This window comes from Pseudomonas sp. NKUCC02_KPG (assembly GCF_019345465.1).
Lineage (GTDB): Bacteria > Pseudomonadota > Gammaproteobacteria > Pseudomonadales > Pseudomonadaceae > Aquipseudomonas.
On sequence record NZ_JAHKRC010000003.1, the window covers coordinates 238,637 to 261,985 of the forward strand.

Genomic DNA, 23,349 nt, shown 5'->3' on the forward strand with positions numbered 1-23,349 from the left:
GCCCATGAGTACAGGAGTATTGACGGTTTCTGGCACAACCCTGGACCTCCTGAAACACGTATTCGCCGAGCTTGTGCGCGCCTCCAGAGATTTTAGCCACAACAAGACAAATTTAACTGAGTGGCTCAGCTCGAACATTTGGTGAATTACGTGCAGGAGCGAACGGTAAAGATCGCGCCCAGGGGGAAATGGTGCTCAAACGTTGCTCTGTCCGGGGTGGTGTTGGACGTTTTCCAGGCATCTAGATATTGAACATAGGGTTTGTTGTGCGAGTCCAGTAACACAACAGCATTGAAGTCATGTCCAGTCTCGCCAATGAGGGGGATTCTGTAGTTCTGTGCACCGACAATACAGGATTTATTGCCGTTGATATCGTACCTTCTAAGGACTTCGTTATCGACTTCCTCAAGCGAGTACAGGTCACGGGAAGCATTGAGTGCCTTTCCGAAAATAACCTTCGCGACGATATCGGGGTCCATGCCCATATAAGGCGATGTCGTATTTTTGGCACTAAGAAGGGAGGCGCCTTTCTCTATGTTGTAATGAACACAGGCTGCCAGCAGCGCACAATTGGCCGAGTAATGCAGTGTTGTAAAGTTCGCAAACTCAGCAATACGCTTCAGATCACTGAGACTCAGTTGCTCTGGCAAAGACTGCGCGCGGGATTCAACATGCAAGGATTGCCTGATCCTTAATACATCGTGAGTATCATTATCCTCAACCGTTCTTTCTACAAATCCGGAGAGCCTGTCAGGGTATCCTTCTCGCACAACACTGCTGAATTTTATCATGGAGGTATCCGGTTCAAGACGGCTCTGCACCAGGGGGGGCTAGAGTTCATCACACCTCAAGCGGCTTCGATACGTGTCATCGTAACCAAAAGTTAAATCATTAGGGGGCGCACTGTTGATGTGTGATTTTCAGGCCCCCAAAGCCTGCGGGGAGCATGGATACCCGGGTTGATGGTTAGCTCGACCGCCGCCATGCGAACAGAAATGCCGGGCACACTCAGAACAGCTGACCTTGAGACACGTCATCCTGGCGCGCATTCACAACAGGCCTGGACGCCAGGTAACTTAGAAATGCCGCGGGTGATGCGGTGGCCTGTTCAAGGCAATTTCTTTTTTGCAGGGACACGAAAAGCGCAACCGAGTAGGCCTGGCAATTAATGGATTTTTGCGGGCTGAACTCAATGTCAGTGAATGCAGAGTATTCGGACAGTTGATCCGCCAGGTCCCTTCGATGTTTTAGGGCGCTGATGTATAGCCAGTCGTAAAAAGCTGTCTGCGGCTCCAGTGGCCATTGAACGTTCGCGAAGTCAAAGCCTGTAAGCCTTCCTGACAGGCGTAGCCGTTCGTCACGCTTTGCCTCACTGGAGGTCACTGTATAAATGTCGGTAAAAGGGCCGCCTTGTTCGAATACCTTGCTGCCCTGGAAGGCGCACTCGACACTCAAAGGGTGACCGAGCATCGAGCTATCAAAGGCAAGATTAAAAGCGCTGAGTGCAGCGCCGAGACGCTCAGGGGATTTTGTGGAGACCTCCAGCACTTTACCGATGCCTGGCAATGCATGTGCCGCCTGGTGAAGTGAGGTGATGGATTTTTGTTTCTGAGACACGGAGAGACCTGCAAACCACTGGAAGTCTACGATCTGAGTGCTCACGAGCGCTTGCCCGTCAGGGGCAGGGATAAAAACGGGTCTGCTGGCCATCAATAAGTCCATCCGGATTTGCGCGCATAAGTTCGTGCGCCGAGAAAGCCACGGCTTTCAGTGTGTATGTGCACAGGCTTGTCTGCTACGCAGTCTTTATACTTTTGCAGGCTTCTCGGGTCACTGAAAATCACACTGTTGATAAACGTCGGCAGTAATGTGTCGAACACTAAAACTTCGGCTTGAACATCGGAGGGGTCCCAGGGCAGAAGTCTGTTTTCTTCTCGAGAAGGCAAGTTGCTCTGGGGACTGAACAGGTTGTCGAAAGCCGCGACCGTCTTCAGGTCTGCCAGTGGCTGTTGGCGAATACGGTTATCTGCCGCATTGTGATTGCAGAACGCCGTATCCAGTGACCATAAAACGCAGCGATCAATCACAAGTACAGCCCAGCCTTGCTCGGGGCTCTTCCAGCGATAACTGGCGAACATCTTGTCGTTGGGATGGCCGATAGACAGGCAAGTGGCGTTTGGGTGCCCATCGAGGCGCAGATGGTCGTTAAACCTGAAGTCGATGTTCTGGTCGGTGAGAGCAGTGATGGAGCACAGACCATGCTGCATGATTGAAGGTAAATTCTCGATGCGTGTGAAATGAATCAGATAGGGCAGTTCAAGGGCGCGCACCCGTGTCTCCAGTTCTTGCTTGCGCAGGAATCCGGGAATGTATGCAGTAAGCCCGTGACTCTGTGTCTCCGGCTCCCGGAGGCCAGGACTTGATGCCTGAATCCTGCCCAGTACGGCCCCGAACGAAAGCCGCGCCGACGGTTTGTTGCCCTGCGCAGCGTTGCGCGAAATACAGTCCCAAGTGTCATGTCCCCCCAGTTTGCACAACTCATGACGCAGTGCAGTGCGAAGGGGGACGTTCGACCAGACCTGCTGAGCGATATCGCTGAAAAACGTGTCACGTTCGTGTTGGAGCTGGCGTTTTTTGGCCTCTAAGGCGGTCGCCAAAGGGGAATCGCCAGGGACGGGTACGCAGGAAAAATCCGGAATCGCCCACACAGGTGAAGGCGCTGTCACGGCGACTGTTGTGCTGGACTCAAGCGCCTTTGTGAACTGGGCATGGGCTTGCTGGTAGTGCGCCCAGGCTTTCTCGCCATGTTCCTGGCGCCAGGCGTCCAGTTTCAATGCGCTTTGCGCGCGCTCCAACGCTTTTTCAGTCCAGAGCTTCTCCGTGAAAATGACTGCTTCCAGTGAGGCAGTAGCTTTTTGGACGTCAAGACTCAAGGATACCGAGTCGCTGAAGGACGTAATGGCAGTGTTTAGCGAATCGAGGGAGCGAAGAAAAGCGCCACCTGCAGGCGCGCTTTCAGCGGGCGTCAGTACTGCAGGCTCTAAAGTCAAAGCAGGGGGCTGGGGCGATGAATTGGAGGCTGAGGGCTTTTCACCGGCAGGTGCGATGTGATGAGGCTCAACAGCGGTGTTTTTTTTCCGTTTAAGAAACCAATAGCATGCCCAGATGGTAATCAGCTGGAGCAGGATCAAACCGGGCATAAACGCATTCACGAGTGTAAATACAGTCCATGCTGCACAGACAATAACCAATGACTTTTTACCGAAGATACTCGCGAGGTAAGTAGTGAAAATAATTAAAATCTGGAACGAGAGAATTACCATCCATTGTCCCCAATGAACTGTTTATAACTGAACTCGGCACCCGACGCATTGGAAGGGTGCCGGCTGACGAAATAACAGCAGACGTTAAAAACCAGGCACTGATCACTCGACAAGTTCGCGGACTGCCTCTCTGACAGCTGACGTCTTTGTCGGCGGGGTTGGCTCCGGTTCGGGGGGTATTGCTTGGGTGTAAAGCGATATATCCCCGGATTGCCAGTTCTCAAGCTGGTTTATTTTTACCCTCACCCATAGCAAATAACCGAAGCACAAGACCGCGACAGCAACCCCAATTTGAATGCTGAGGGTTTCCAGCAGCGGTACGCCTTTTTGCGCATTGGCGCCGTACCAGGAAAGCACTGGAATCGCCATCAACATCCATGTGGCAAACCATGCCAGCAGACCGGTTAGCAGAGTCCTGGCCATCAATTTGATTGGGCTGCTGATTGAACGATTACGCAGCACTTTGTGGCCGGGACCAGCATGCTGTACGGCGGCAATGGTGAGCGCTTTATTCAAGCCGGGGTCGTAGTACCAGACTCGACTTTTTGTATTGTTGTTGGCACGGCTCAGGTGATGGTAAATCTCATTGGACATTGCCAGTCGTTTGACTGTGCAGCCATTAATGCGAGCACTGAACTCGTCACTATGAAAGTCAATGGGTCTCAGGCCGGATATAAAACAATCCGTATTGAAGAACTTAGGCACACAAAACATCCTGTTTGAGTGATGGCAAACTTATCGGGTGATATCATATGGCCATATAAAGTTTCTGTCGAGGACTTCAGGTTGTTTTGGTGTAAGGATGGTAAGTGTAAAGTTGGATATATATTGACGCCAATAAAATGGCTGTAGATAGGGATGGTAATAATATTTGTAGCTGGATGCTGAGGTTGTTGATTGTTAGGTGATGGATACTGAGTTCGCGGAAGTTTGAATTTAGTATGTCGGAGGGGGGAGGAGGCGGGGATTTATAAGTCTAAAAAGAAAAAATCGGAGGAGGAGATGCCAGTTTTTTAGTGTGTGAAGTTAGCTCTTGTGGGAGCGGGCTTGCTCGCGATGGTAGCCGCGCGGTTTGACTGTCTGACCGTGTCGCTTGCATCGCGAGCAAGCCCGCTCCCACAGTTGTCCTTAACTGACTGATATTACCGGGGAGGGGGCTTTAGTGTTAGTAGATATCTTTTGAGATCAAGGTAAGCGGGGTCTTGATCATGATTTTGATATCGAGCCATAGCGACCAATTGTTGATGTAGTCGAGGTCGATCTCAACCCGCTTCTGCATCTTCTCAATCGTGTCGGTTTCACCGCGACAACCGCTGATCTGTGCCAGGCCAGTAATACCGGGCTTGATACGGTGGCGTGCCATATAGGCGTGAATTTTGCCGGTGTAATAGTCGTTGTGAGCCACTGCGTGAGGGCGTGGGCCGACAAGTGCCATATCGCCATGTAGCACGTTGAACAGTTGTGGCAGTTCATCCAGCGAAGTGCGGCGAATAAAGCGGCCTACTGCAGTTACCCGTGAGTCATTGCGGCTGGCTTGTTTGACGTGCTTGTCGTCATGAACTTGCATGGAGCGAAACTTCCATACTTTGATGACCTTGCCGTTCCAGCCATGGCGATGCTGTTTGAACAGGATCGGGCCAGGTGAAGAAAGCTTTACTGCCAGTGCGATCGCAGCCAGTAAGGGGCTCAGGAAAATAATGGCTGCCAGGGACAGCGAGCGTTCCATGAGTGCCTTGCTGATGGCTGCAGTTGGATAACTTGTCAGTGGGCTTTCATTCAGGTGGATGGCCGGGCGGCCACCAATTTCACTCACGGAATGGTTCAGCAGCATCATGCTGTCCAGGTCCGGCACCCAGACAACATCGACATTCAAGTCAAGCAGGTCGATGTAGAGCGCTTCAATTCGCTGGGCTTCTTGCAGGGACAAGGAGATGTAAAGCCTGCGTATATTGTGCTCGGCAATAAGTGAACGCAGCTGTGCAAGTTCGCCAACAATCAGCGGAGAGTTTGTCGAGTCTTCAAAGGGTGATGCGCTAACTACGCCAACCAGAGGGAAATGATTCTGTTGAATAAAACTGTCGGCCAGTTTCAGGGCAACGCCATCGGAACCGATAATAAGGCTGTTGTAGTGGTGGTTATTGCGTTGATGATAAAATTTGGACAGGCGATGCAGTATCAAGTAGGGCGGGACCTGGATCAGGTAACCCAGCAATCCCCAGCTGATAAGGGTTTCACGGGAAAAAAGTTCACTGGATTTTGTAATAAACCCAATGGTACTCAAGCAGGCCAGTGTCAGCATCCATCCAAAAAACAAACGGATAGAACCATTGAAGGCCTTGTGTCTTTTATAATAAACGTGAGTGATTGAGTAAGCGGGTACGGAGACAAGTAAGGTTAGAATGGCCAGCATGCGATAATGGAAATCGATGGCACCAAACTTGGTGTAAACCATTGCGAATAACAGTGCGATTACAAAGGTCATAGCAATCGACCACTGACCCCAAAAAGTAAGCCCTCTGGCCACGGTTTTACGATCTAGACGTGTATGTATCAAAGTAGCAGCCTTGTGATAAGTACTTGACTATGATGAGAGCTGCTGACGGGCTTGAGTCGCAGCACTATCTTCCATGTGCAGGTGTCGTGCTGCGCTGTCACTGTAATGGTCGCACGAAACCCTAATGATAAAGGTTATCTGTCACAAGGTTTCGACGTTTTATAACAGTGGTTCCAAGAGTTGAATATCAGTGGGATATTAATTTTGCGCATTGCGATGATGGCTATTTGATTGTGTACGGTCGACTTCTTGGGGGTGATGATGCATCAGTCAATAATTTGTACATCTTGCACCAGACAATAACCGCGATTGCGCACCGAGCGAAAAAGACGCTCGCCAAATGCACCTTTGAACTTGCTCTGGAACCGACTCAGGCACATTTCCAGGCCGCTGTAACTATAAGTATCCTTTTTGATGCCGAGAATAAGTTCTTGTTTACTGCATATCCGCTCATCGCTGCCAGACAGGGTCTGAACGAGCAGTGATTCAATGGCTGTAAGTTGTATGCAAGTCGAGTTGTTGCACAAATAGTGTGATGCCGAACAGAACAGCCATATTTCAGGGCTGTTCGAGTATTGCGCCGATGCTGAGCGGGTTGCTGGGCTGGCGGTAGCCTCAGGGGCGGAAATGGCGTTGATTCCGTTGGGGGAGGGATGCTTTTTCAATAGATGAGGCTTCTTAGTCGTCATCAAACTGCAGAGGTCGGAGGCGCGTTTGTAGAGGCTGGCTGTGCCGGGCTGTGCATTCGACCTGCTCCCCGGGGTGAGTATGTGGGGGGTGTGCCAATACTGATCATTGAATTCAGCAGCTGCAGATTGAGGTTCTATTTTACTGCAATTGTCATTGACAGCACTTATATTTCGCGAAAGTCTAAGTGTTATCTTCATTCTTCAACGTCTCCATTCGTCGATGTTTGTCTGATACCTGTTGGCGAACTACAGCTGTCTGCTGAGCAGAGCATGAAGCGACAGGTTGCAACGATAGCTATGCTGTTATTGTGCCCCGGCGAAGGCGATAACCGAACGCGCGAACACTGAATATCAATTCAAGTTTATAAGCTTTTTTAATTTTGGTTCTCAAGCGGCTAATGGTTTTTTCCAGCGCTCGCGGATCATAAAATACGATATTTGGGTCCAGGGTTTTAGCAATGCTGTCTTGGCTCAGTACATGCTGTGGTGCCTGTACCAGGGCGCCGATAATGATCATTTCGGTATACGAGATTTCAAGTTTGCCCGTGGGGCTGCACAGCAACAGCCGTGTACGGTCAAGAGTGAGCTGGGTCGATGCCTTCCAGTGCGATTCTTCGATAGTGCGCGACAGGAGTGTCAGTTTTTCCTGCGGGTCTGCCGGTAATTTAATACAGTGATCAGCCCCTGCCAGGTAATAGTTAATACTGATAAATGATTTATTATGTGTAACCAATATGAAAATGCACGCAGCCTGATTGGTTTGACGGATATGTTTTACCAGTTCCAAGCTGTCGTTTATGTTTTCCGGGATATCAACTTCAATAAAAACAGCTTTGACCAAGCTAAAGTCCCAGTTCAGGTTCGCGATGATATCGAAGGCGTGGATATGGCTCACATCGGCGGTGATAAGTTGATTGATATTGTCGACCAACGCTTTGCTTTGAACAAAATGAAGCGCGTTTGGGGTCTGAATGTCTGTTTTGCATCCTGCGAAAAGCATATCACCTAACCCGAATACTAAGAGGCTGTAGGATTTTGCCATAGAAGCCTACACGAAAATCGACATTTTGTAACATTTGTCGCGCGAGGTGTTGATTTTACTGGTAATTCCCCAGGATATGGTATCGAGGATCGATTTTTATGTTGATACGGGCAATACAGGCTTTAAATGAAGGCTTTTAAACTGCTGCCTATCATGTTGCTGAGCTGTTTTCCATGGTTACTTGCTGCGGGTGCAATACCAAGTCAGTAATAGCCCTGCGGCCACCCCAAGCGAGTTGGAAAGCGCATCGTAGATCGATGCGCTACGCAGGGGCTCAAGTTCTTGAGCGAGTTCGATCAGCACGCCGGTCAGCACGCAACCGAAGGCTATCCAGCGCAGTTTCACGTTCATAAACGCCAGGCTGCAGCTCAATGTCAGGGCGAAAAAACCGACAAAATGATGCAGTTTGTCTTCCTGGGTAAAATGCTGCGCAATAGGCTGGGAACGTAACCCTGCGAACAGCAGGCCGGCGCACACTGCTATAAAAGGCAGTGCGCGTAGCCAGAAGGGCAGGTCAGCCAGGCGTTGAATCAATCGACTCACTCGGTGATTTTCTCAAAGTTCTCATAAAACGCATCGCGGTTGCGGCCGTCGGTCATCGTATGCAGCGAGTACTGGCGATGAAGCATTGCGCCACCGTCCCGTGTCAGCGGAGCCCATGCAATATTGGCGCGGTTCATGGTCGAGACGCTCATCATTTCGTCGAACGGAATCGAGATGTAAATCCCTTTGTCGAAGCTACCTTCGCCATATTCTTCTGATGAGGCAGTGGTACGAGTCACCCAGCCTCCGAATTTCACGCCATTGGTAAATTCGCGTGAAATATCGATAGTGGTACCCCAGTCGCGGGCAAGATAGCGACCCACACTGACCGCGGCATCCAGATCGAAAGGCAGCTTGGTGTAGGAGGTAACATGACCGGTCACGGTTCTGTAGTCGCGCAAACCAAAGCCCTGGTCAAAGGCTCGTTGGCGCACATAGTTCAAATCTGCACCGATCGACCAGCGCTCACCCATGGGGCGATACAGCACCTCACCCCCAATCCCTGCATACATGGGTTCAAGATAGCCGCCGTAGACCATGCCAAACAGGTCCTGATCCAGGCGCTTGGCATGGTTAAGTTGCAAGGCTGGTATGGTCACTTCAGACGTAGTGACATACTGGCGCAAATCAGTACGTACCCGTGGCAGGTTGCTTGGGGCGTCATATTTGAACTTGTCGTAGTTGTTAAGCAGGTTGGCGCTGATACCACCGCTCGCCCAAGTTTTAGGTGTGAAGCGGTACTGGCCTTCAGCGTAAGCGCTTATCTGGTAAAGCAAGAATCCGTCGGGACCGCCCAAGTTTTGCTGGTAGCCTAAGCCAAAACCATAGGTGAATGGGTCTGGCTTTTGCTCATACAAGGTTTTTTCAACATGGGCCGTGGCGCGATTTACCTCTGTCGTGCGGTGCAGGTCCACGAGATCTTGATCGTTGTTGATCACATTGCGGAAGGTTGAGCGCGGCACACTGGTTTCTTCCACCGGCATGTCATAACGCTTGTTCACCAGAGTAAACCACTGGATCTCGTCATTGGCGTTGTTGTCCAAAATCCGGCTGGCCCGACCCACGCCCTTGGCGGAGTAGAAATATTTGGATTGCTCGCCATAGACCATCAGCTCGGAGTCTCGCTGGGCGATACGTTGCACGCTATAGCCAGCGTTATTTTCCAATTTCTTCGAAACGGCCGCCCAGTCAACCTGCTCCAGTGGCGTTGTAGGCGTTTGGGCAGCCAACGTTGCGGCAGGCGGGTCGTAAGTTTTGACCGGCGCTTTGCGGCTGACAAAGTTGGTATGCAGGGTAATGCCGAACAACGCAGTGTTGCCGCGCTCCCAGCCTGCGGTTAGATCAATATTCTCGTTAAGCTTGTAGACGGCACCGATGTTGATCGGTGAGTCTTGCTCCTGATTGTTGTTTCGAGGCTCGTGTTTATAGTCGTTGCCGTCGAATTCAAGCTTTAGGCTCAAAGGTTCCCACGGAGTTTGATACACAACCCCGCCAAACATTGCTGGTGAGCCGCGGAAGTACGAACTGGTATTTACGTCACCTGTAGTCGAGCTGACAGGTCGTGTGTCAAAGCGGTCATCCAGATAACCCAATGGGTTGTCCAGGTCGCCACGGTTACCGATATAGCCCCAAGCAATCCCGAGGCTAAAATCCAGATCCTTATAGCGTTTGTTGGCAACAAAATATTCACTGGAAAACAGTCCGGTACCGCCGATATCGCGAAAACCCAGCGCCACTTCGGGCAGCCAGTGACTTTCTTGCCAGAGTCGTGCTTTTGCATCGACCGCTTTGTCCTTATAGCTCTGGCTGCCACTCAATTTTTCTGGGCCGTACTTAATGTTACTGATCGAGGTGTAACGAAACGTCCCTTCCAGCCAGTCAAGAGGTTGCAACGAAAGGCTGTAGCGCGAGTAAGGATCAGTGCGGTTGGCGTTGAGACTCAATTCCCCAGCAGGTGCCATGCGCGCTGTCGGAGTCTGCAGCAAGCCAACGCCACCGAAATCATTTTGGGTATAGCGCGGCTCGGCATGGGCCAGACTGCAAGGCAGTAATACGACAGCAGCAAAACGTAACTTCAAGGGGCAACCTCGGCCAGCGGTTGAGTGGCTAGAAACTGGGCCAGCTGCTCATTCAAATCGGGTGTGGGTAAATCGGCATTGTCATTGCGTACGGGCACCAAAATAGTGCTGCCAGCTACCGCATGTACTCCGTCCTGGCGATTCCAGGCGGCGATTGCCACGCGCTGGTGACGGCCATCAGGGTGAATTAGCCACAAAAAATCCGCCTCGGCTTCGGGCAGGCGCTGGCAACTGTCGAGGTAGTCGCGCACCTCTTGCTGGGCGTGGTAGGGCAGGGTGCAAGGCTGTTGCACCGCACCCAGTACCGTAACCGTGTCGGTCCGCATCGGATAAATCAGCCTGTCGCCATCGCTAAGTGCATAGTTGCGTGCAAAGCCGACTTCCAGCGCAACGGGGTCAAGTACCGCAACCTTTCGCCCCGTCACCGGCAGGCGACTAATCTGATCAAACAAGCGTGCGGATAGTGCAGCAAGGGCTTCATTGTTGTTCAGCAAAGCGCCACGCTGCAGCATTTTAAGGTCAAACAACACTCCGGCCTTGAGCCGGGTCTGCTGCTCAACCAGAGGAGTGTGCAGCCATGCCGCAGCCATCCAGTAGCTTTCAGGATCAGGTTGGGCCTGGTTGACGGCATCCAGCAGGCGAATACCGGGTGTAAACGCAAGGGGGCCTGGCTTGAGAACATCACCACTCACCGTTATGGCCGCCAGGCTCTCGGTGGTCGCACTCAACATAGAAAGGCTCAGCAACAGACAAGCACTCAGTTTTTTCAAGTGGCTCACCGGGTTGCCTCCCAGTCTGGACGCAGATGCAAAATCTTCAACGCAAGCTCCGGTGTCAGGTATTGTTCGCTTTGCATCACCTGGCCATCGCCAGGCCTGATCCAGAAGTGATTGGTTGCGCTAAAGCCCAGTGCCGGGATCTCGAATTTCTCATCAATGCGTTGCAGCACATGGGGCTGGTTGAGAATAGTCACGGTTTCCAGGCCTTTGCGGCGGAAACGGCTGTTGACAGCTAACCCTACCTGCTCACCTTTGTAGATATCGATCCAGCGCGTACTGGTGTCACCATCGACGACGTGCTGCAAGCCACGCTTGAAAGGAGACTCACCGTTAAAGCGGGTGCCATCCAGGCTGGGCTCAAGCCCAACCGAACGTACGACCAGACCGTCGCGTATCAACAGCACCTGCTTGCCTGATGCAACCCAGAACTGCAGATCACCCTGTTGACGCAGCTTGGCCATAACCCCTTCGCTGGAGGGAGTAGTGACCAGTATTTGCGCATACGGGACAGCTGCAACGTCTGCCGCTGTCAGTTGAAGCGGCTCGGCGTTTTGGACGGCGGCCTTGAAGGTATCGAGGGAGCCTTTCATCAGCGGGCTGCAGCCGCACAGCAGCAGGCACGCGACCAGGCATGAGCGGTTACGAAGAGTTTTCAAAACGGCTCAAACCTTATCGGCTGTTGGCTTCACTGAGATTGTTACCTGCAGCTGCACCCGTACCCAGAATGGTGGCCGATGGCAGCAATTGGCTGATCAGGCGGTTCCAGCGAGTGACTTGGGCAGGGCCCACGTACACGATATCCTGAGGTTTAAGCTCGAAATGGCTGGCGATTGCAAAGGCTACCGGTGACTCGGCATCAAGTTGAAAAACTTTGGCCGGTTGCGTCTCAAGGTTCTCTGCGCCGCGAATGACATAAAGTGCATTGCCGTTAGAAGTGGTTTGATTCAAGCCCCCAACCGAACCCACAACATCAGCCAGGTTCATGTGCTTTGTTTTGAACTTGATAGCTTGCGGTACCAATACCTCACCCATGACATAAATCTTTTTACGGTCATTGTAAGGTAGGAACAGTTGGTCGCCGTCTCTCAAGAACACGTCATGCAGCTTCGAGCCGCTGCTGTTGAGGCTATCAAAATCCAGTACGTATTCTTGGCCATTGCGTGTGAGTGTGAGTCCGGACAGGTCTGCATTTGCTGGTTCAATGCCGGCCGCCCCAAGAGCCTCTACCACGCTTAACGGAGACGTAGTGATCGGCATTGGTCCGGCTTTCAATACAGCACCGGCAAGAATGGCCTTTTGGCTAGCGAAACGTAATACGCTCAAATCAACCTGAGGGCTGTCGACGTATTGCTTAAGGCGTTCAGCAATGGTCGAGCGAAGCTCTTCGATGGTTTTTCCCGCTGCATCAACGTTGCCAATGTATGGGTAAAAGATGGTGCCGTCCGGGCGCACTAAACGCCCGTTGGCATCAATCTGTTGTTGCGGTCCAGAAGGTGCCGTTAACTCGGGATGATCCCAAACGGTGATATACAGCACATCATTTGCGCCGATTCGGTAGGCAGCAGGCTTGAATGCCAGCAAATCTGCCGGCACCGAGCTTGAGACGTATGTCGCCGCGTTTTGCGCGATCAGCTTGGGGGTGATAGGGATCAGCTCAACCCGACTGCTTTCTGGTGAGCCTTCAGTTCCGATCTCACTGGTATCCAGATACTGACCGGGCGCAAACATACAACCTTGCAGGGCTAGCCCTGCAAGTACCGCGAGCGACAAACTACGAATCATCATTGAGGACACTTGTAAAGGGAACACATCAAAATCAAATGCCTGGAAAATCCCAGGTGGTTTAGTCCTTTCGACCAAGCAGCTACTTAATTAGTGCCGGTAGTGCCGGTAGTGCCGGTAGTGCCTGTGGTACCCGTTGTGCCACCATTGCCACCGCCACCGCCACCGCCACCCGACGCAGCGGCAGCTACGCCTGCAGCAGCAGCAACACCTAGGCCAACGGCAGTTGTTGTACTGACGCCACCCAAAACGCCGGTGGTCGTCGCCAGAGAAGTACCGCTGGTTGCGCCAGCAGCGGAAGCCTCAGCTGGAGCTGCGTTAGCAGCAGACGTGGCCTCAGGCTCGGCTGCGAAAGCAGATGCACTTAGGGCTAAGGTGAGTGCGGGAATGATAAATTTATTCATTTGAAAATCCTTTTGAAAAGTCTGTATTGGCGTTTTTGCAACAGCGCCTATGTCCAAGGCTATGAACGTCGAACCCTGGATGTGCTAATAGCCCCAGAAGGCGCTATAAATGTAACTCTCAAGTGATTCTCCACAGGTATTTTAATGTGCAATAACACCTCAAGAATACCTGTGCAGAGCGCTCAACGTTGCTGACCTTTTATAACGCTCACGCTAATCAAGCTCTGAAAAAGCGCGTGGCTTGGACCAGGTTTCTGACATTGTAACGGTAGCTAAATTCATTTTTCACATTGAAAAATATGAGCTTTTCAAACCGCAGTGCAACGCTGGCATCAGTTTCACTCGCTTGGATAGTAAACTTTCCAGACTGTGAATGTGGCTTCAAGAGTATACCGATATGGGTAACCGTTATCGACCAGAGGCACAGCCAAGCGTTACTGGATACGGAATGGCCGGCACCAAGCGTCTGACTTCAGCCACTTTACATACAGCGGCCACATATTCTTGAATTGAAGGACTCGGGCTCATGGGCATATTGAACAACGTGAAGTTATCACCCTGCGATTTTTGGCGTTGCAGAACCCAGTAATGGCAACGCACAATTCTTTGACATAGGTGCTCGCCTTACGAGTATCACGTTTACCCGTAGAGCAGGGCCAGCTGCGGCGTATTGGGTTCTACCGTCTGCTCGGATTTACGGCCGAAAAAAGGTCACGCAACAGCTGGAACTATTATTTGAAATCAACGATGTGAATGGCGTAAGCGTCTTTAGTTTCTTGCTCCCATGCGCGCGTTTCTAGTTCTCACGCAACATCTGTTTGAGAACTATGGGGTCGTCGGGGAGGTTTGCGGGCATCTGTTGCATGCACTGTATTATACCTGTTATGCCACAAATCTGAGAGTCAAAACCTTGTGCAGACGGTTTCCCCAGCGGTCATATCCATCAAGCAATCCAATCAATTTCTAGACGGTCAGTACGATGGCGTCGTCGACTTCATCCGGCGAGGTTTTGAATCACTCGGACTTAAGACGATTGATCCAAAGACAAAAAGGCGTAGTGCTTCCAGTAAAAGATTTTAACTCGATTACGGTGGCGATTCAGAAAGCAAAAAGTACGGGGTCGAACACGGCCGCTTTGATATCCAACACCACCAGCGCGGCCAGGCCATCGATGGTTTTTCGAAAGCCTACAGGTTTGGGGTAGAGCTGCACTTTTTCGACCTTGGGTAGGATCGCATCCTGGTGTTGGCTCCAGAAGAAAATCGGGAGCACAGCATCAGCCTTCAGCTATTCGCTTGGAATGTGGGATTCGTGGAGCGGCTACTTTGAGCCCGATAATCCATGTGAAGAATATGCCTTTTATCCAGCGTATTTTGCTCGGCGAAGACATGTGGCCAGATTTATTTGCTGCAGTCTACGACCCTCGAACATTTATTCGATCATCCATAATGGCGCGAATGGCCTACTAACGGACTTGGACTTGGACTTGGACTTGGACCTGACCGCGTCGCTGTTACTCACTTTGACGCGAATGTGTTGTCCAGCAGACAAATACAACCTGCATCAGGCCTCCAGCAGACGACGAACGCGCTCGAGGTCTTCAAGGGTATCGACGCCGGCAGGAGGTGCGACCAGTGCGTCGGCGACATGAATCCGTACGCCGTGCCACAAAGCTCGCAGCTGTTCCAGGGATTCCGCATTTTCCAGCCAGCAAGGACCCCAGCTGACGAAGTCATGCAGGAAGCCGACGCGGTATGCATAGATACCGATGTGGCGGCGATACGGCACGCCTTCGGGCAACTGCTCGCGGCTCTTGGCGAACACATCGCGATCCCATGGCAAGGTCGCACGGCTGAAGGTCAGCGCTAGGCCGTGGCAGTCGCTGACAACTTTGACCACGTTCAGGTTGAACAGGGTTTCCACGTCTTCGATCGGCTCGGCTAACGTGGCCATGCGCGCTTCAGTGTTGGAAGCCAGGTTGGCGGCCACCTGATCGATCACGCTCGGCGGAATCAACGGCTCGTCACCCTGAACGTTGACCACGATAGCGTCGGGCGCCAGGCCCAACTGCGCCGCGACTTCAGCCAGACGATCGGTGCCGGAATTATGGTATTCGCTGGTCAGCACCACTTCGGCGCCAAAGCCAATACAGGCTTCGACGATCCGTGCATCATCGGTGGCAATTACCACGCGTTGGGCGCTACTTTTGCTAGCTTGCTCCCAGACGTGCTGGATCATCGGCTTGCCGGCTATCAGCAGCAGTGGTTTACCCGGCAAACGGGTGGAGGCGTAACGCGATGGGATGACGACGGTAAAGACTGTGCTCATTTGTACAGGTGCCCGTGGGTGGTTAGGGTATGGGCTTCGCTTTCGAGCATCATCGGGATGCCATCGCGAATCGAGTGCGCCAAGATGGCGCCCTTGCTGATCAGCCCAGTTTTTTCGGCGCTGAGCTTGAGCGGATCTTTGCCGACCCAGTAAGTGAGGATGTCGAGCAATTTGGTGTCCATGAACATTCCCTGAATAAAAATGAGTGAAGGCAAAAGCCGAACCGGCAACAAGCGCATCAACGCGTATCGAACCCAGCCACAAAATCGGCGATGGCGTAGCATCGCTCGCTAGGTACTACCTGTCGGCGGCTAAATTGCGGGCCCGCATCTCTGGCGCACAACTCGAAGTGCTCGCTCCTCTCCAGCATGACCTCGCGCTTAATCCACTGTGATGAAGCCCGCACCCAGGTATTGTAAGTAACCGGATCGAGACCCTACCAGCCAATCCTGGATTTGGGTGCAGGCCAGCGGGCCGCCAGACGAAAAATCGTGCTGTTCGACTACACCTCCAGTCGTGCGAAGGATGTGCCGTTGCGCCTGCTTGAAAGTCATCGCGGCTACTTATGATTACGCGGGTTACAACGCATTGGCATTGCAACTGAGAGGTAGAGCGGCTGGCGTACATTGTCCATGCGAGTATCAAGTTCGTCGACGCGCAAAAAGTGCAGTCCAAAGGCAAGTCAAGTCGCGCCGACATTGCACTGACGATAATAAAAAAACGTATGGCATCAATCGTGAACTCAAGGATGCCAGTGATGAACAGCGATTTATTGTTCGTCAGGAAAAGAGCCGGCCGATCCTAGCCCAGTTGAAAGGCTGGCTGGTAAAAACGCAGCCTCAACTCCCCCTCAAATTTTTCTGGGCAAGGCAGTGAATTACCTCGCCAGCAACTGGAGCCGGCTGGAACGCTACGTGGAAGACGGTTTTTTACTGATCGACAAAAACTCGCCAGATCGCGTAATGAAGCCGTTGGTCATTGGACGCAAAACTTAGCTGTTCAGCGACACGCTCAAAGGTACCACCGCCAGTGCCCAGAGACCGCCAAGGTCAACGGCCAGGAGGCCTATACCTTATAGGAATGGCTGTCGCATGCGGAGTCGGTGGTCGATTACTAAGCGTTACTGACGTGGAACTGCTTGCTAGGATGCCACGGTAAACGAGGCGGTTGTCTTGCGGGAAGTGCGGTTCAACGATCTGATACCATGCACCATGCACCATGCACCATGTAACGAGGATGAGACATAAGGAACTCGCCTTTTCACAGTAGCAAAACACTCATATTGCAGTTTTCATTACTACATAGAACAAAGCGTGAGCGAAAATACCACCTGCACTGGCCGCAAATCTGATAACTAATAACATGAGGGTGCAAAAATTTATATCGCCAGTAGTAAACGGTAAATTATTGAGACGGCGCGGTTGCCTGACCACCGCTACAAATAGTTTCGGTTACAGGCCTCGTGAGCTATCGCCGACTTTTGCTCTAAACTCCAGCGGCGACGCGCTCCTAGACGATGAATTGGCCATGCTTATGGCCAGAAAGATATTGAGGAACTTAAATCTTTAGATGGACGGACTTATGCGTGGGAACTGAGATACCGTCCACACAGACTTTAGATCATCTACCCTAATCGTTCACATACCCATTTGGATTGTTTACTTGCCACCGCCAGGTATCATTCATCATGGCTTCCAAACTATTTTTGGCCTTCCACTCCAGCTCATGGGCGGCTTTTGATGGGTCTGCCCAACATTCTGCTATGTCGCCAGAGCGACGCTCAACTACTTGATAAGCCACAGTTCGATCACTAGCCTTCTCAAATGCCCGTATCATTTCAAGTACGCTATAACCGGTACCCGTTCCCAGATTCCAAATGTCTACACCCGTCTTTTGCACAATAGCCCTCAGGGCACTCATATGGCCCTCAGCCAGATCCTGAACATGGATGTAATCTCGAACCCCAGTCCCATCCTGCGTAGGGTAATCGTCACCGAATACTGACAGCTCTTTGAGCTTGCCTATCGCCACCTGACTGACATAAGGCAGAAGATTATTTGGCAAGCCATTGGGATCTTCTCCAATCATCCCACTGGGGTGTGCACCCACAGGATTAAAATAGCGAAGAAGGGCTATACTCCACCGAGGGTCCGATTTCGCGAGGTCTTGTAGCAACTCCTCGACCATCAGCTTTGAACGACCATAGGGATTAGTCGGTACCCCTGTAGGAAATTCCTCGCTGATTGGCATCTGCAGCGGTTCGCCATATACGGTAGCGGAGGAGCTGAATACCAAAGTATAAACTCCAGCCTGGGACATGGCCTGACACAATGTGACGCTGCCTGTGACATTGTTGTCATAATAGTCAAGTGGTTCGCGGACACTTTCTCCTACAGCTTTTAGTCCGGCGAAATGTAGGACCGCGGATATCTTATTCTCTGCAAATACTTTGTCAATTAATATTCGGTCACGGATATCGCCATGAATAAAAGTTGGAGCCTTACCGCAGATGAGTTTAACGCGTCGTAGGGATTCAGCGGAACTGTTGCATAGGTTATCCAATACAATAACTTCGAAGCCGGCTTCAAGCAAAGCAAGAGTTGTATGTGAGCCAATATAACCAGCGCCGCCGGTCACTAAAATTTGATGTGCCATAAGTTATATTCCATTAGAGTATTGATAAAGGTATGTGTTTGTGGTTCTTGGCCTGCTATGTTGAAAGTAGGTTTGTAACATTGGAGGTGTAGGGGGGCGCTAGTAAATAAAAATTTCTAGCTCCTCCCACCTGAAGACTACTCAAAATCCATAGCGTCAATTTAAACTTGTTGGTGAATTTAAAAGCAACAAGAAATTTATTTGGTTTAACTTTTTAGACCCGTAGCGTGAATTAAATATTTTTTGACAAGGGCTCTAAGTATCCCCCCCCCCCCCCCCACACACACACTTTGGTCGTATGATCAGGTGAGATATGGGGGGGGGCGTATATCAGGGAAGCTGAATTTCATGTTGGTTCGGGAAACACTGCATTCGTGGAGAAAAATTGCTTCATAAAATAGGAAGAGAGTATTTAGAGAGATTTCTGTCGCATTCATCAAGAGGTTATTTCTTAAATACACCGACCAAGCGTTCATCTTGAAAGACAAGAAGAGAAGTAATATTGTGTTTGTCCATTAATAATATTGCATCTTCAATCCGAGTTCCGACCGATACTTTGCTAGGGTGTCGGGTCATCAAATCAGCGGCTGTCTTATTGAAAACTTCATTACCATGACATTCAATAGCACGACGAATATCGCCATCAGTTACTAAGCCCCATCCGTCAGTAAGCGTGACAATAGCTAAACCTAGACTTCCAAAAGATATTGCCTTGATAACCTCAAGCACCTGAGCTTCTTCGCTTACCAGCGGAAGTTTAGACGTAATCATTTCGTCTTCTACCTTGCTGAGAAGGCGCCGCCCCAATGAACCGCCAGGGTGAAAACGGGCGAAGCTTTCTGGCCTGAAATCCCTAGCCTTCATAAGCGTAACTGCTAATGCATCCCCCATAGCCAACGTTGCTGTAGTAGAGGATGTAGGAGCAAGTTTTAATGGGCACGCCTCTTCAGGGACGCCAATATCCAAATGGCTATGAGCAGCCTTGGCAAGAGTGGATGTCGAATTCCCAGTAAAAGCAACCAAGTAATTACCGTTGTCTTTTAAAAAGGGAATTAGCTTTAGTACCTCATCCGTTTCGCCGGAGTTAGAGATAGCAACAAATATATCATCAGCAGTGACCATGCCGAGATCACCATGGTAAGCCTCTCCGGGATGCATGAAAAAACTGGGGGTACCAGTACTAGCAAGAGTCGCAGCAATTTTCTTACCGATAATTCCAGACTTCCCCATGCCGCATACAATAACCCGGCCATTGGAACTCAATATTCTCTCTACTGCATCGGCGAATGAATTGTCTAAACGGTCAGCAAGTAATGCAACAGCCTGCGCCTCAATAGAAAAAACACGTTTCGCAACTGCGATAAAGTCCATTTTATTCATTTTTCGGTCTCTTAAAGAAATTACTTACTATGCTAAACGTCTGACTGACATGTCTATTCGCTATTGGCAACCTTGTTAAAGTCGCTAATGGTTGACGGGTGATCGTTTAGATATAACTGCTTAGTATAAAAACTATGCATTCCAGTTATTGTTTAGCTTCATGTCGGCCCCACTCGCTGAGCAAGCGTTGGTATGATTCTTCTAAGGACAGACCACCCTGCTGTAATATATGTTCAGCGACCTCCCGAGCCACACCGTGACCTCCGGGTGAGATAGTGATATGAGATGCTTGATTTCTCACTAATTCGTGTGCATCGCACGGGGCATAACTAACACCAACAGCCTTCATGACAGGTAGGTCAATTATGTCATCTCCTACGAAAACTATCTGTTCGTGGGTTAAGTTTAGTTTGTATTTTATGTCGTTGTAGGCGATTAATTTATTATGACAATCAGTGACTATAATCTCGAGCTTTAGCTCTCGAGCCCGATAATCTAAAGATCTACTCGCTTTTCCGGAAATAATTCCGCAATTAATACCGTGAGTACGAAGTAGTGCGATGGCTACGCCATCTTTCGCGTTAAAATTCTTGAAGCACTCTCCATCACCACTGATATGTAAAATACCATCGGTCAGTACTCCATCCACGTCGAACAGAACGAGACGTACCGGGCCCCGATAAGTGCCAGGCATTAACGGATCTCCATCTCGGGCAGATTCTTGACTGTATCGTCAATGATCTTGATTTGACTGAGAAAAGGCTCAAGTAAATCTAGCGGCAGAGCGCTAGGGCCATCGCAGCGAGCCCGATCGGGATCAGGATGTGCCTCGAGAAATAAACCAGCCAAGCCTACCGCCATCCCTGCGCGCGCCAGTTCTAATACCTGACGTCGACGTCCACCAGAAGCCCCACCCATTGGGTCACGACATTGCAGGCTATGGGTAACATCAAAAATAACGGGGCAATCGTTAGTCACATCCTTCATTTGGCGGAAACCTAGCATATCAACGACCAGATTATCGTAGCCAAAAGAGCTACCTCGCTCACAGAGAATTAACTGCTCGTTTCCCGCTTCGTTGCATTTGGACGCGATGTGCTTGATTTGGGTAGGGCTCATGAACTGGGGCTTTTTTACATTGATAGGTTTACCTGTACGAGCAACCGCTATCACAAGATCTGTCTGCCGCGCGAGGAAGGCTGGAATTTGTAATACATCAACTACTTCTGCAACTGGCGCTACTTGATAAATTTCGTGAATGTCAGTTATTACTGGCACATTGAACTCACGCTTCACTTCCTCAAAAATACGTAATCCTTCTTCCAAGCCTACGCCCCTATAGGAGTGCATTGACGATCGGTTAGCCTTGTCAAAAGACGCTTTAAAAATGAAGGGTATTCCCAGCCGTTGAGTAACACTTACATAATGCGCACAGGCCGAGAGCGTCGAATCTAAGTCTTCAAGTACGTTAATACCACCGAACAATGTGAAGGGGGTTGAGTTAGAGACAGTGAGTGTATTAGTAATTTTAATTTTCATTTCATTTATTTCCATTCTTCAGGGCAGGAAGCTTTCCAATCACTGAAAGCAGACTCAAGGGAATATTGATAAGGGTAACCATTGTCAGCTAAATGATTAGGTAAAATATTATTGGAACGTACTAATTTACGAATACGGACAGGACTAAAAGGGTGGCTTATCCCTAACGGACGCGCCACGAGGTCGATCGCGTAGGCTATAGTTAGCAATATTGGGTAAGGTACGCTCGGGGCATTTCGTTGGATTTCAGCAACTCTACAAGTTGCCTCAACATACTCTTGGATAGACGGACCTGGGTTCATTGACATGTTGAAAAGGGTAAAGTGGCTCCCTCGGTCTTTTTGTTGCTGGAGCACCCACAACATCGCCATGCAGAGTTCTTTGACGTAGGTACCTGCTTTACGGGTTTCTCGGTTCCCCATATAAAAGAAATATCGCTTGATCACTGCTTTTATTAATCTAGACACATTGCCACCTTCTCCTGGTCCAAAAACTACTCCAGGACGAACGATGACTAAGTTACGGCTGCTGCCGTCGCGCGCTAACCACGCCTGATGTATTTTTTCTGCAACTAATTTAGAGCCTCCATAAGCTGTAGTCGGTACTGGCAGCGAACTCTCGTCTTTCCTTTGCTCGCTAGGTCCATATGGTGAGATAGAACTGGTAAAAATAATGTCTTTGCAATTAACCAATTCGGCCCAAGCGCATACGTTTTCCGCCCCTAATAGATTAGTTTCGTAATACTCTATGTCTTTATGGCCAGGCTCACGGTGTACCGCAGCAAGATTGGCAATTAATGTCACTTTTTCTGATGGTTGCCATAATATTGTTTGGCGGACATCCCCGGTTATGATTTCTACTTCATTTAGAGTTTGAATGAGAGATTTTCTATACGTGCTTGATTTTTTATCTAAAGGTTCCTTGTCATATAAGTATACTTTTGTGAAACCTTTAGTTTTCAGCAGCGTCTCAGCCAAGAAAGTACCGATAAAACCGGTGCCACCAAATATCACAGCGCAAGTCATAAAGAAGACCTTTGTATAGGGTTTGTTATAGTGTTCATATCATCAATATAACGTTCGACACTAAATCGCTTTTGAGCAAGGTCGAAGGCAGCTTTGGCTTGAGATGAAGCCAGATCATGATCATTAAGTGCAGTAATGATGTATTGAGTAGCTTCGGGCACAGATTGAAAAAGCCATCCGGTTTTAGAGTGCTCTATTACATCAATATTACCTGAACATCTAGAAGCTATTACCGGCAATCCGGCAAAACTTGCTTCAATAATCGAAACTGGCATGCCTTCCCATTTAGCAGTAGAAAGATAAAGCTGAGCTTGACAAAGATGTTCCCATACCTGCTTTTTAGGTACCCACCCAATTACTTTTACACCAGCACTCTCTAATTGTTGACGAGCTTTCGTATCACCATCTCCTACCCAAAAAAATTCAACATCCGAGTCAATAGCTTTTACAGCTTGAGCAATAGCTGAAAAAACTTCAGGGCCTTTTTGTGCACGAATCTGCCCAACGGTGATTACAGATTTTTTTCTTCCTGACAAGCTAGTTTGAATGGTTGTAGGTGCTTCGTTATAATTGATAGCATTTTCTATTAAGTGGCATTTTCGGAAAGGGATTCTTGCTGTTATAGCTTCTAGCTCACTGTTAGAGCAAGCGATGTAATCCGCTTTTTTAATTGAACCAATCCACTCGAATATAGAGAATGCCAAGTTTTTTAAAGGTCCTATATCTTTTCGCATAAAGGATATGCAGTGAGGTATGTAAAAAAACTTGGTTTCAGATAATGCTCTTATACTTGCTACACGGCCTAAGAAGCCGCCGAAGGATGAGTGCATGAACACACTCGTGGGTGATGTGAATTTTAGTGTCCTGCGGATTTCAAGTATACTAGCTAGCTTTTCGAAAAGGCTGCCCATTTGTATATTTTTTAAAGTTATTCCTGGAAGAAATAACATTTCAAGATTAGAAGGGGTTTCAGGCCGGCGAGAGTATATTATAGACACGTGTGAGCCAGCACGGGCTTGAGAGTTTGCTAAAAGCACAGCCATAGAAAGAGTGCCTGTAGCTGTAGCCTCGATAATGTGAGTGATTCGAGTGCTGCTTTTTTTCATGTTACATGACCCTTTAAATTTTCCGATGTCAAAGGAGGCATTGGCAGTTCCAAGATTTAATAATATATGATCTGGCAGGGCGCTGATTTATTCAGAAATCCCACTTAGCACATACGGACAAA

At 49.8% G+C, this 23,349-nt stretch carries 22 protein-coding genes and 2 pseudogenes; 1 reads left to right on the forward strand and 23 read right to left on the reverse strand.

Features of this window, described 5'->3' with window-relative positions; translation table 11 throughout:
* Positions 1-146 precede the first annotated feature (146 nt).
* From KO536_RS05745 to KO536_RS05825, 17 genes and pseudogenes are all read right to left on the reverse strand, one after another.
* On the reverse strand, positions 147-791 hold the full coding sequence (locus KO536_RS05745; protein WP_219261390.1) for a T3SS effector cysteine hydrolase SpvD family protein: 645 nt from the start codon (positions 789-791) through the stop codon (positions 147-149).
* A gap of 217 nt (positions 792-1,008) precedes the next feature.
* Positions 1,009-1,710: a hypothetical protein gene (locus KO536_RS05750; protein WP_219261391.1), complete on the reverse strand. Its 702-nt coding sequence runs from the start codon at positions 1,708-1,710 to the stop codon at positions 1,009-1,011.
* A complete protein-coding gene (locus KO536_RS05755; protein ID WP_219261392.1) occupies positions 1,710-3,323 on the reverse strand; it encodes a DarT ssDNA thymidine ADP-ribosyltransferase family protein in 1,614 nt (537 codons plus the stop codon). Before KO536_RS05755 ends, KO536_RS05750 begins: the two co-directional genes overlap by 1 nt.
* A gap of 102 nt (positions 3,324-3,425) precedes the next feature.
* Positions 3,426-4,028, reverse strand: coding sequence for a hypothetical protein (locus KO536_RS05760; RefSeq protein ID WP_219261393.1), 603 nt, complete (start codon positions 4,026-4,028; stop codon positions 3,426-3,428).
* 460 nt (positions 4,029-4,488) lie between these two features.
* The gene (locus KO536_RS05765) at positions 4,489-5,805 is read right to left on the reverse strand and encodes an undecaprenyl-phosphate glucose phosphotransferase (RefSeq protein ID WP_257622813.1); all 1,317 of its coding nucleotides are present in this window, start codon (positions 5,803-5,805) and stop codon (positions 4,489-4,491) included.
* A gap of 338 nt (positions 5,806-6,143) precedes the next feature.
* Complete coding sequence (locus KO536_RS24225) at positions 6,144-6,764, reverse strand: helix-turn-helix domain-containing protein (RefSeq protein WP_257622814.1); 621 nt, start codon at positions 6,762-6,764, stop codon at positions 6,144-6,146.
* 97 nt (positions 6,765-6,861) lie between these two features.
* Positions 6,862-7,608 carry a winged helix-turn-helix domain-containing protein gene (locus KO536_RS05775; RefSeq protein ID WP_257622815.1) on the reverse strand — a complete coding sequence of 249 codons (747 nt, stop codon included), beginning with the start codon at positions 7,606-7,608 and terminating at the stop codon, positions 6,862-6,864.
* Between the two features lie 177 nt (positions 7,609-7,785).
* The gene (locus tag KO536_RS05780) at positions 7,786-8,151 is read right to left on the reverse strand and encodes a VanZ family protein (RefSeq protein WP_219261395.1); all 366 of its coding nucleotides are present in this window, start codon (positions 8,149-8,151) and stop codon (positions 7,786-7,788) included.
* Positions 8,148-10,229 (reverse strand): YjbH domain-containing protein, encoded by a 2,082-nt coding sequence (locus tag KO536_RS05785; protein ID WP_219261396.1) that lies wholly within the window; start codon positions 10,227-10,229, stop codon positions 8,148-8,150. Before KO536_RS05785 ends, KO536_RS05780 begins: the two co-directional genes overlap by 4 nt.
* Positions 10,226-10,960, reverse strand: coding sequence for a capsule biosynthesis GfcC family protein (locus KO536_RS05790; RefSeq protein WP_219261471.1), 735 nt, complete (start codon positions 10,958-10,960; stop codon positions 10,226-10,228). The genes KO536_RS05785 and KO536_RS05790 overlap by 4 nt, the downstream gene beginning before the upstream one ends.
* 44 nt (positions 10,961-11,004) lie before the next feature.
* Positions 11,005-11,664, reverse strand: coding sequence for a YjbF family lipoprotein (locus KO536_RS05795; protein ID WP_307876318.1), 660 nt, complete (start codon positions 11,662-11,664; stop codon positions 11,005-11,007).
* A gap of 13 nt (positions 11,665-11,677) precedes the next feature.
* Positions 11,678-12,790: a polysaccharide biosynthesis/export family protein gene (locus tag KO536_RS05800; protein WP_307876319.1), complete on the reverse strand. Its 1,113-nt coding sequence runs from the start codon at positions 12,788-12,790 to the stop codon at positions 11,678-11,680.
* 86 nt (positions 12,791-12,876) lie between these two features.
* The gene (locus KO536_RS05805; RefSeq protein ID WP_219261398.1) at positions 12,877-13,194 is read right to left on the reverse strand and encodes a hypothetical protein; all 318 of its coding nucleotides are present in this window, start codon (positions 13,192-13,194) and stop codon (positions 12,877-12,879) included.
* A 651-nt stretch (positions 13,195-13,845) separates the two neighbouring features.
* Positions 13,846-14,059, reverse strand: a pseudogene (locus tag KO536_RS05810) (IS66 family transposase); the annotation flags it as partial.
* Positions 14,060-14,292: 233 nt separating this feature from the next.
* Positions 14,293-14,466, reverse strand: a complete 174-nt coding sequence (locus tag KO536_RS05815) for a hypothetical protein (RefSeq protein ID WP_257622816.1) — start codon at positions 14,464-14,466, stop codon at positions 14,293-14,295.
* Positions 14,467-14,757: 291 nt separating this feature from the next.
* Positions 14,758-15,522 carry a 3-deoxy-manno-octulosonate cytidylyltransferase gene (kdsB, locus tag KO536_RS05820; protein ID WP_219261399.1) on the reverse strand — a complete coding sequence of 255 codons (765 nt, stop codon included), beginning with the start codon at positions 15,520-15,522 and terminating at the stop codon, positions 14,758-14,760.
* Positions 15,519-15,704: a Trm112 family protein gene (locus tag KO536_RS05825; protein WP_219261400.1), complete on the reverse strand. Its 186-nt coding sequence runs from the start codon at positions 15,702-15,704 to the stop codon at positions 15,519-15,521. Before KO536_RS05825 ends, kdsB begins: the two co-directional genes overlap by 4 nt.
* A 277-nt stretch (positions 15,705-15,981) precedes the next feature.
* Between KO536_RS05825 and KO536_RS05830 the strand changes: the two are divergent.
* Positions 15,982-16,517, forward strand: a pseudogene (locus tag KO536_RS05830) (transposase).
* 634 nt (positions 16,518-17,151) lie between these two features.
* On the opposite strand, the gene galE reads toward KO536_RS05830, so the two are convergent.
* The 6 genes from galE to KO536_RS05860 all read right to left on the reverse strand — a co-directional run bounded on the left by galE (position 17,152) and on the right by KO536_RS05860 (position 23,227).
* The gene (galE, locus tag KO536_RS05835; protein ID WP_219261401.1) at positions 17,152-18,177 is read right to left on the reverse strand and encodes a UDP-glucose 4-epimerase GalE; all 1,026 of its coding nucleotides are present in this window, start codon (positions 18,175-18,177) and stop codon (positions 17,152-17,154) included.
* Positions 18,178-18,621: 444 nt separating this feature from the next.
* The gene (locus KO536_RS05840) at positions 18,622-19,557 is read right to left on the reverse strand and encodes an SIS domain-containing protein (protein ID WP_257622817.1); all 936 of its coding nucleotides are present in this window, start codon (positions 19,555-19,557) and stop codon (positions 18,622-18,624) included.
* Positions 19,558-19,702: 145 nt separating this feature from the next.
* On the reverse strand, positions 19,703-20,251 hold the full coding sequence (locus KO536_RS05845) for an HAD family hydrolase (protein WP_219261402.1): 549 nt from the start codon (positions 20,249-20,251) through the stop codon (positions 19,703-19,705).
* Positions 20,251-21,096 (reverse strand): 3-deoxy-8-phosphooctulonate synthase, encoded by an 846-nt coding sequence (gene kdsA / locus KO536_RS05850; RefSeq protein ID WP_219261403.1) that lies wholly within the window; start codon positions 21,094-21,096, stop codon positions 20,251-20,253. The genes KO536_RS05845 and kdsA overlap by 1 nt, the downstream gene beginning before the upstream one ends.
* A 5-nt stretch (positions 21,097-21,101) precedes the next feature.
* On the reverse strand, positions 21,102-22,121 hold the full coding sequence (locus KO536_RS05855; RefSeq protein ID WP_219261404.1) for an NAD(P)-dependent oxidoreductase: 1,020 nt from the start codon (positions 22,119-22,121) through the stop codon (positions 21,102-21,104).
* Entirely contained in the window at positions 22,118-23,227 is a 1,110-nt protein-coding gene (locus tag KO536_RS05860; RefSeq protein ID WP_219261405.1) for a glycosyltransferase, read from the reverse strand. Before KO536_RS05860 ends, KO536_RS05855 begins: the two co-directional genes overlap by 4 nt.
* Positions 23,228-23,349 lie beyond the last annotated feature (122 nt).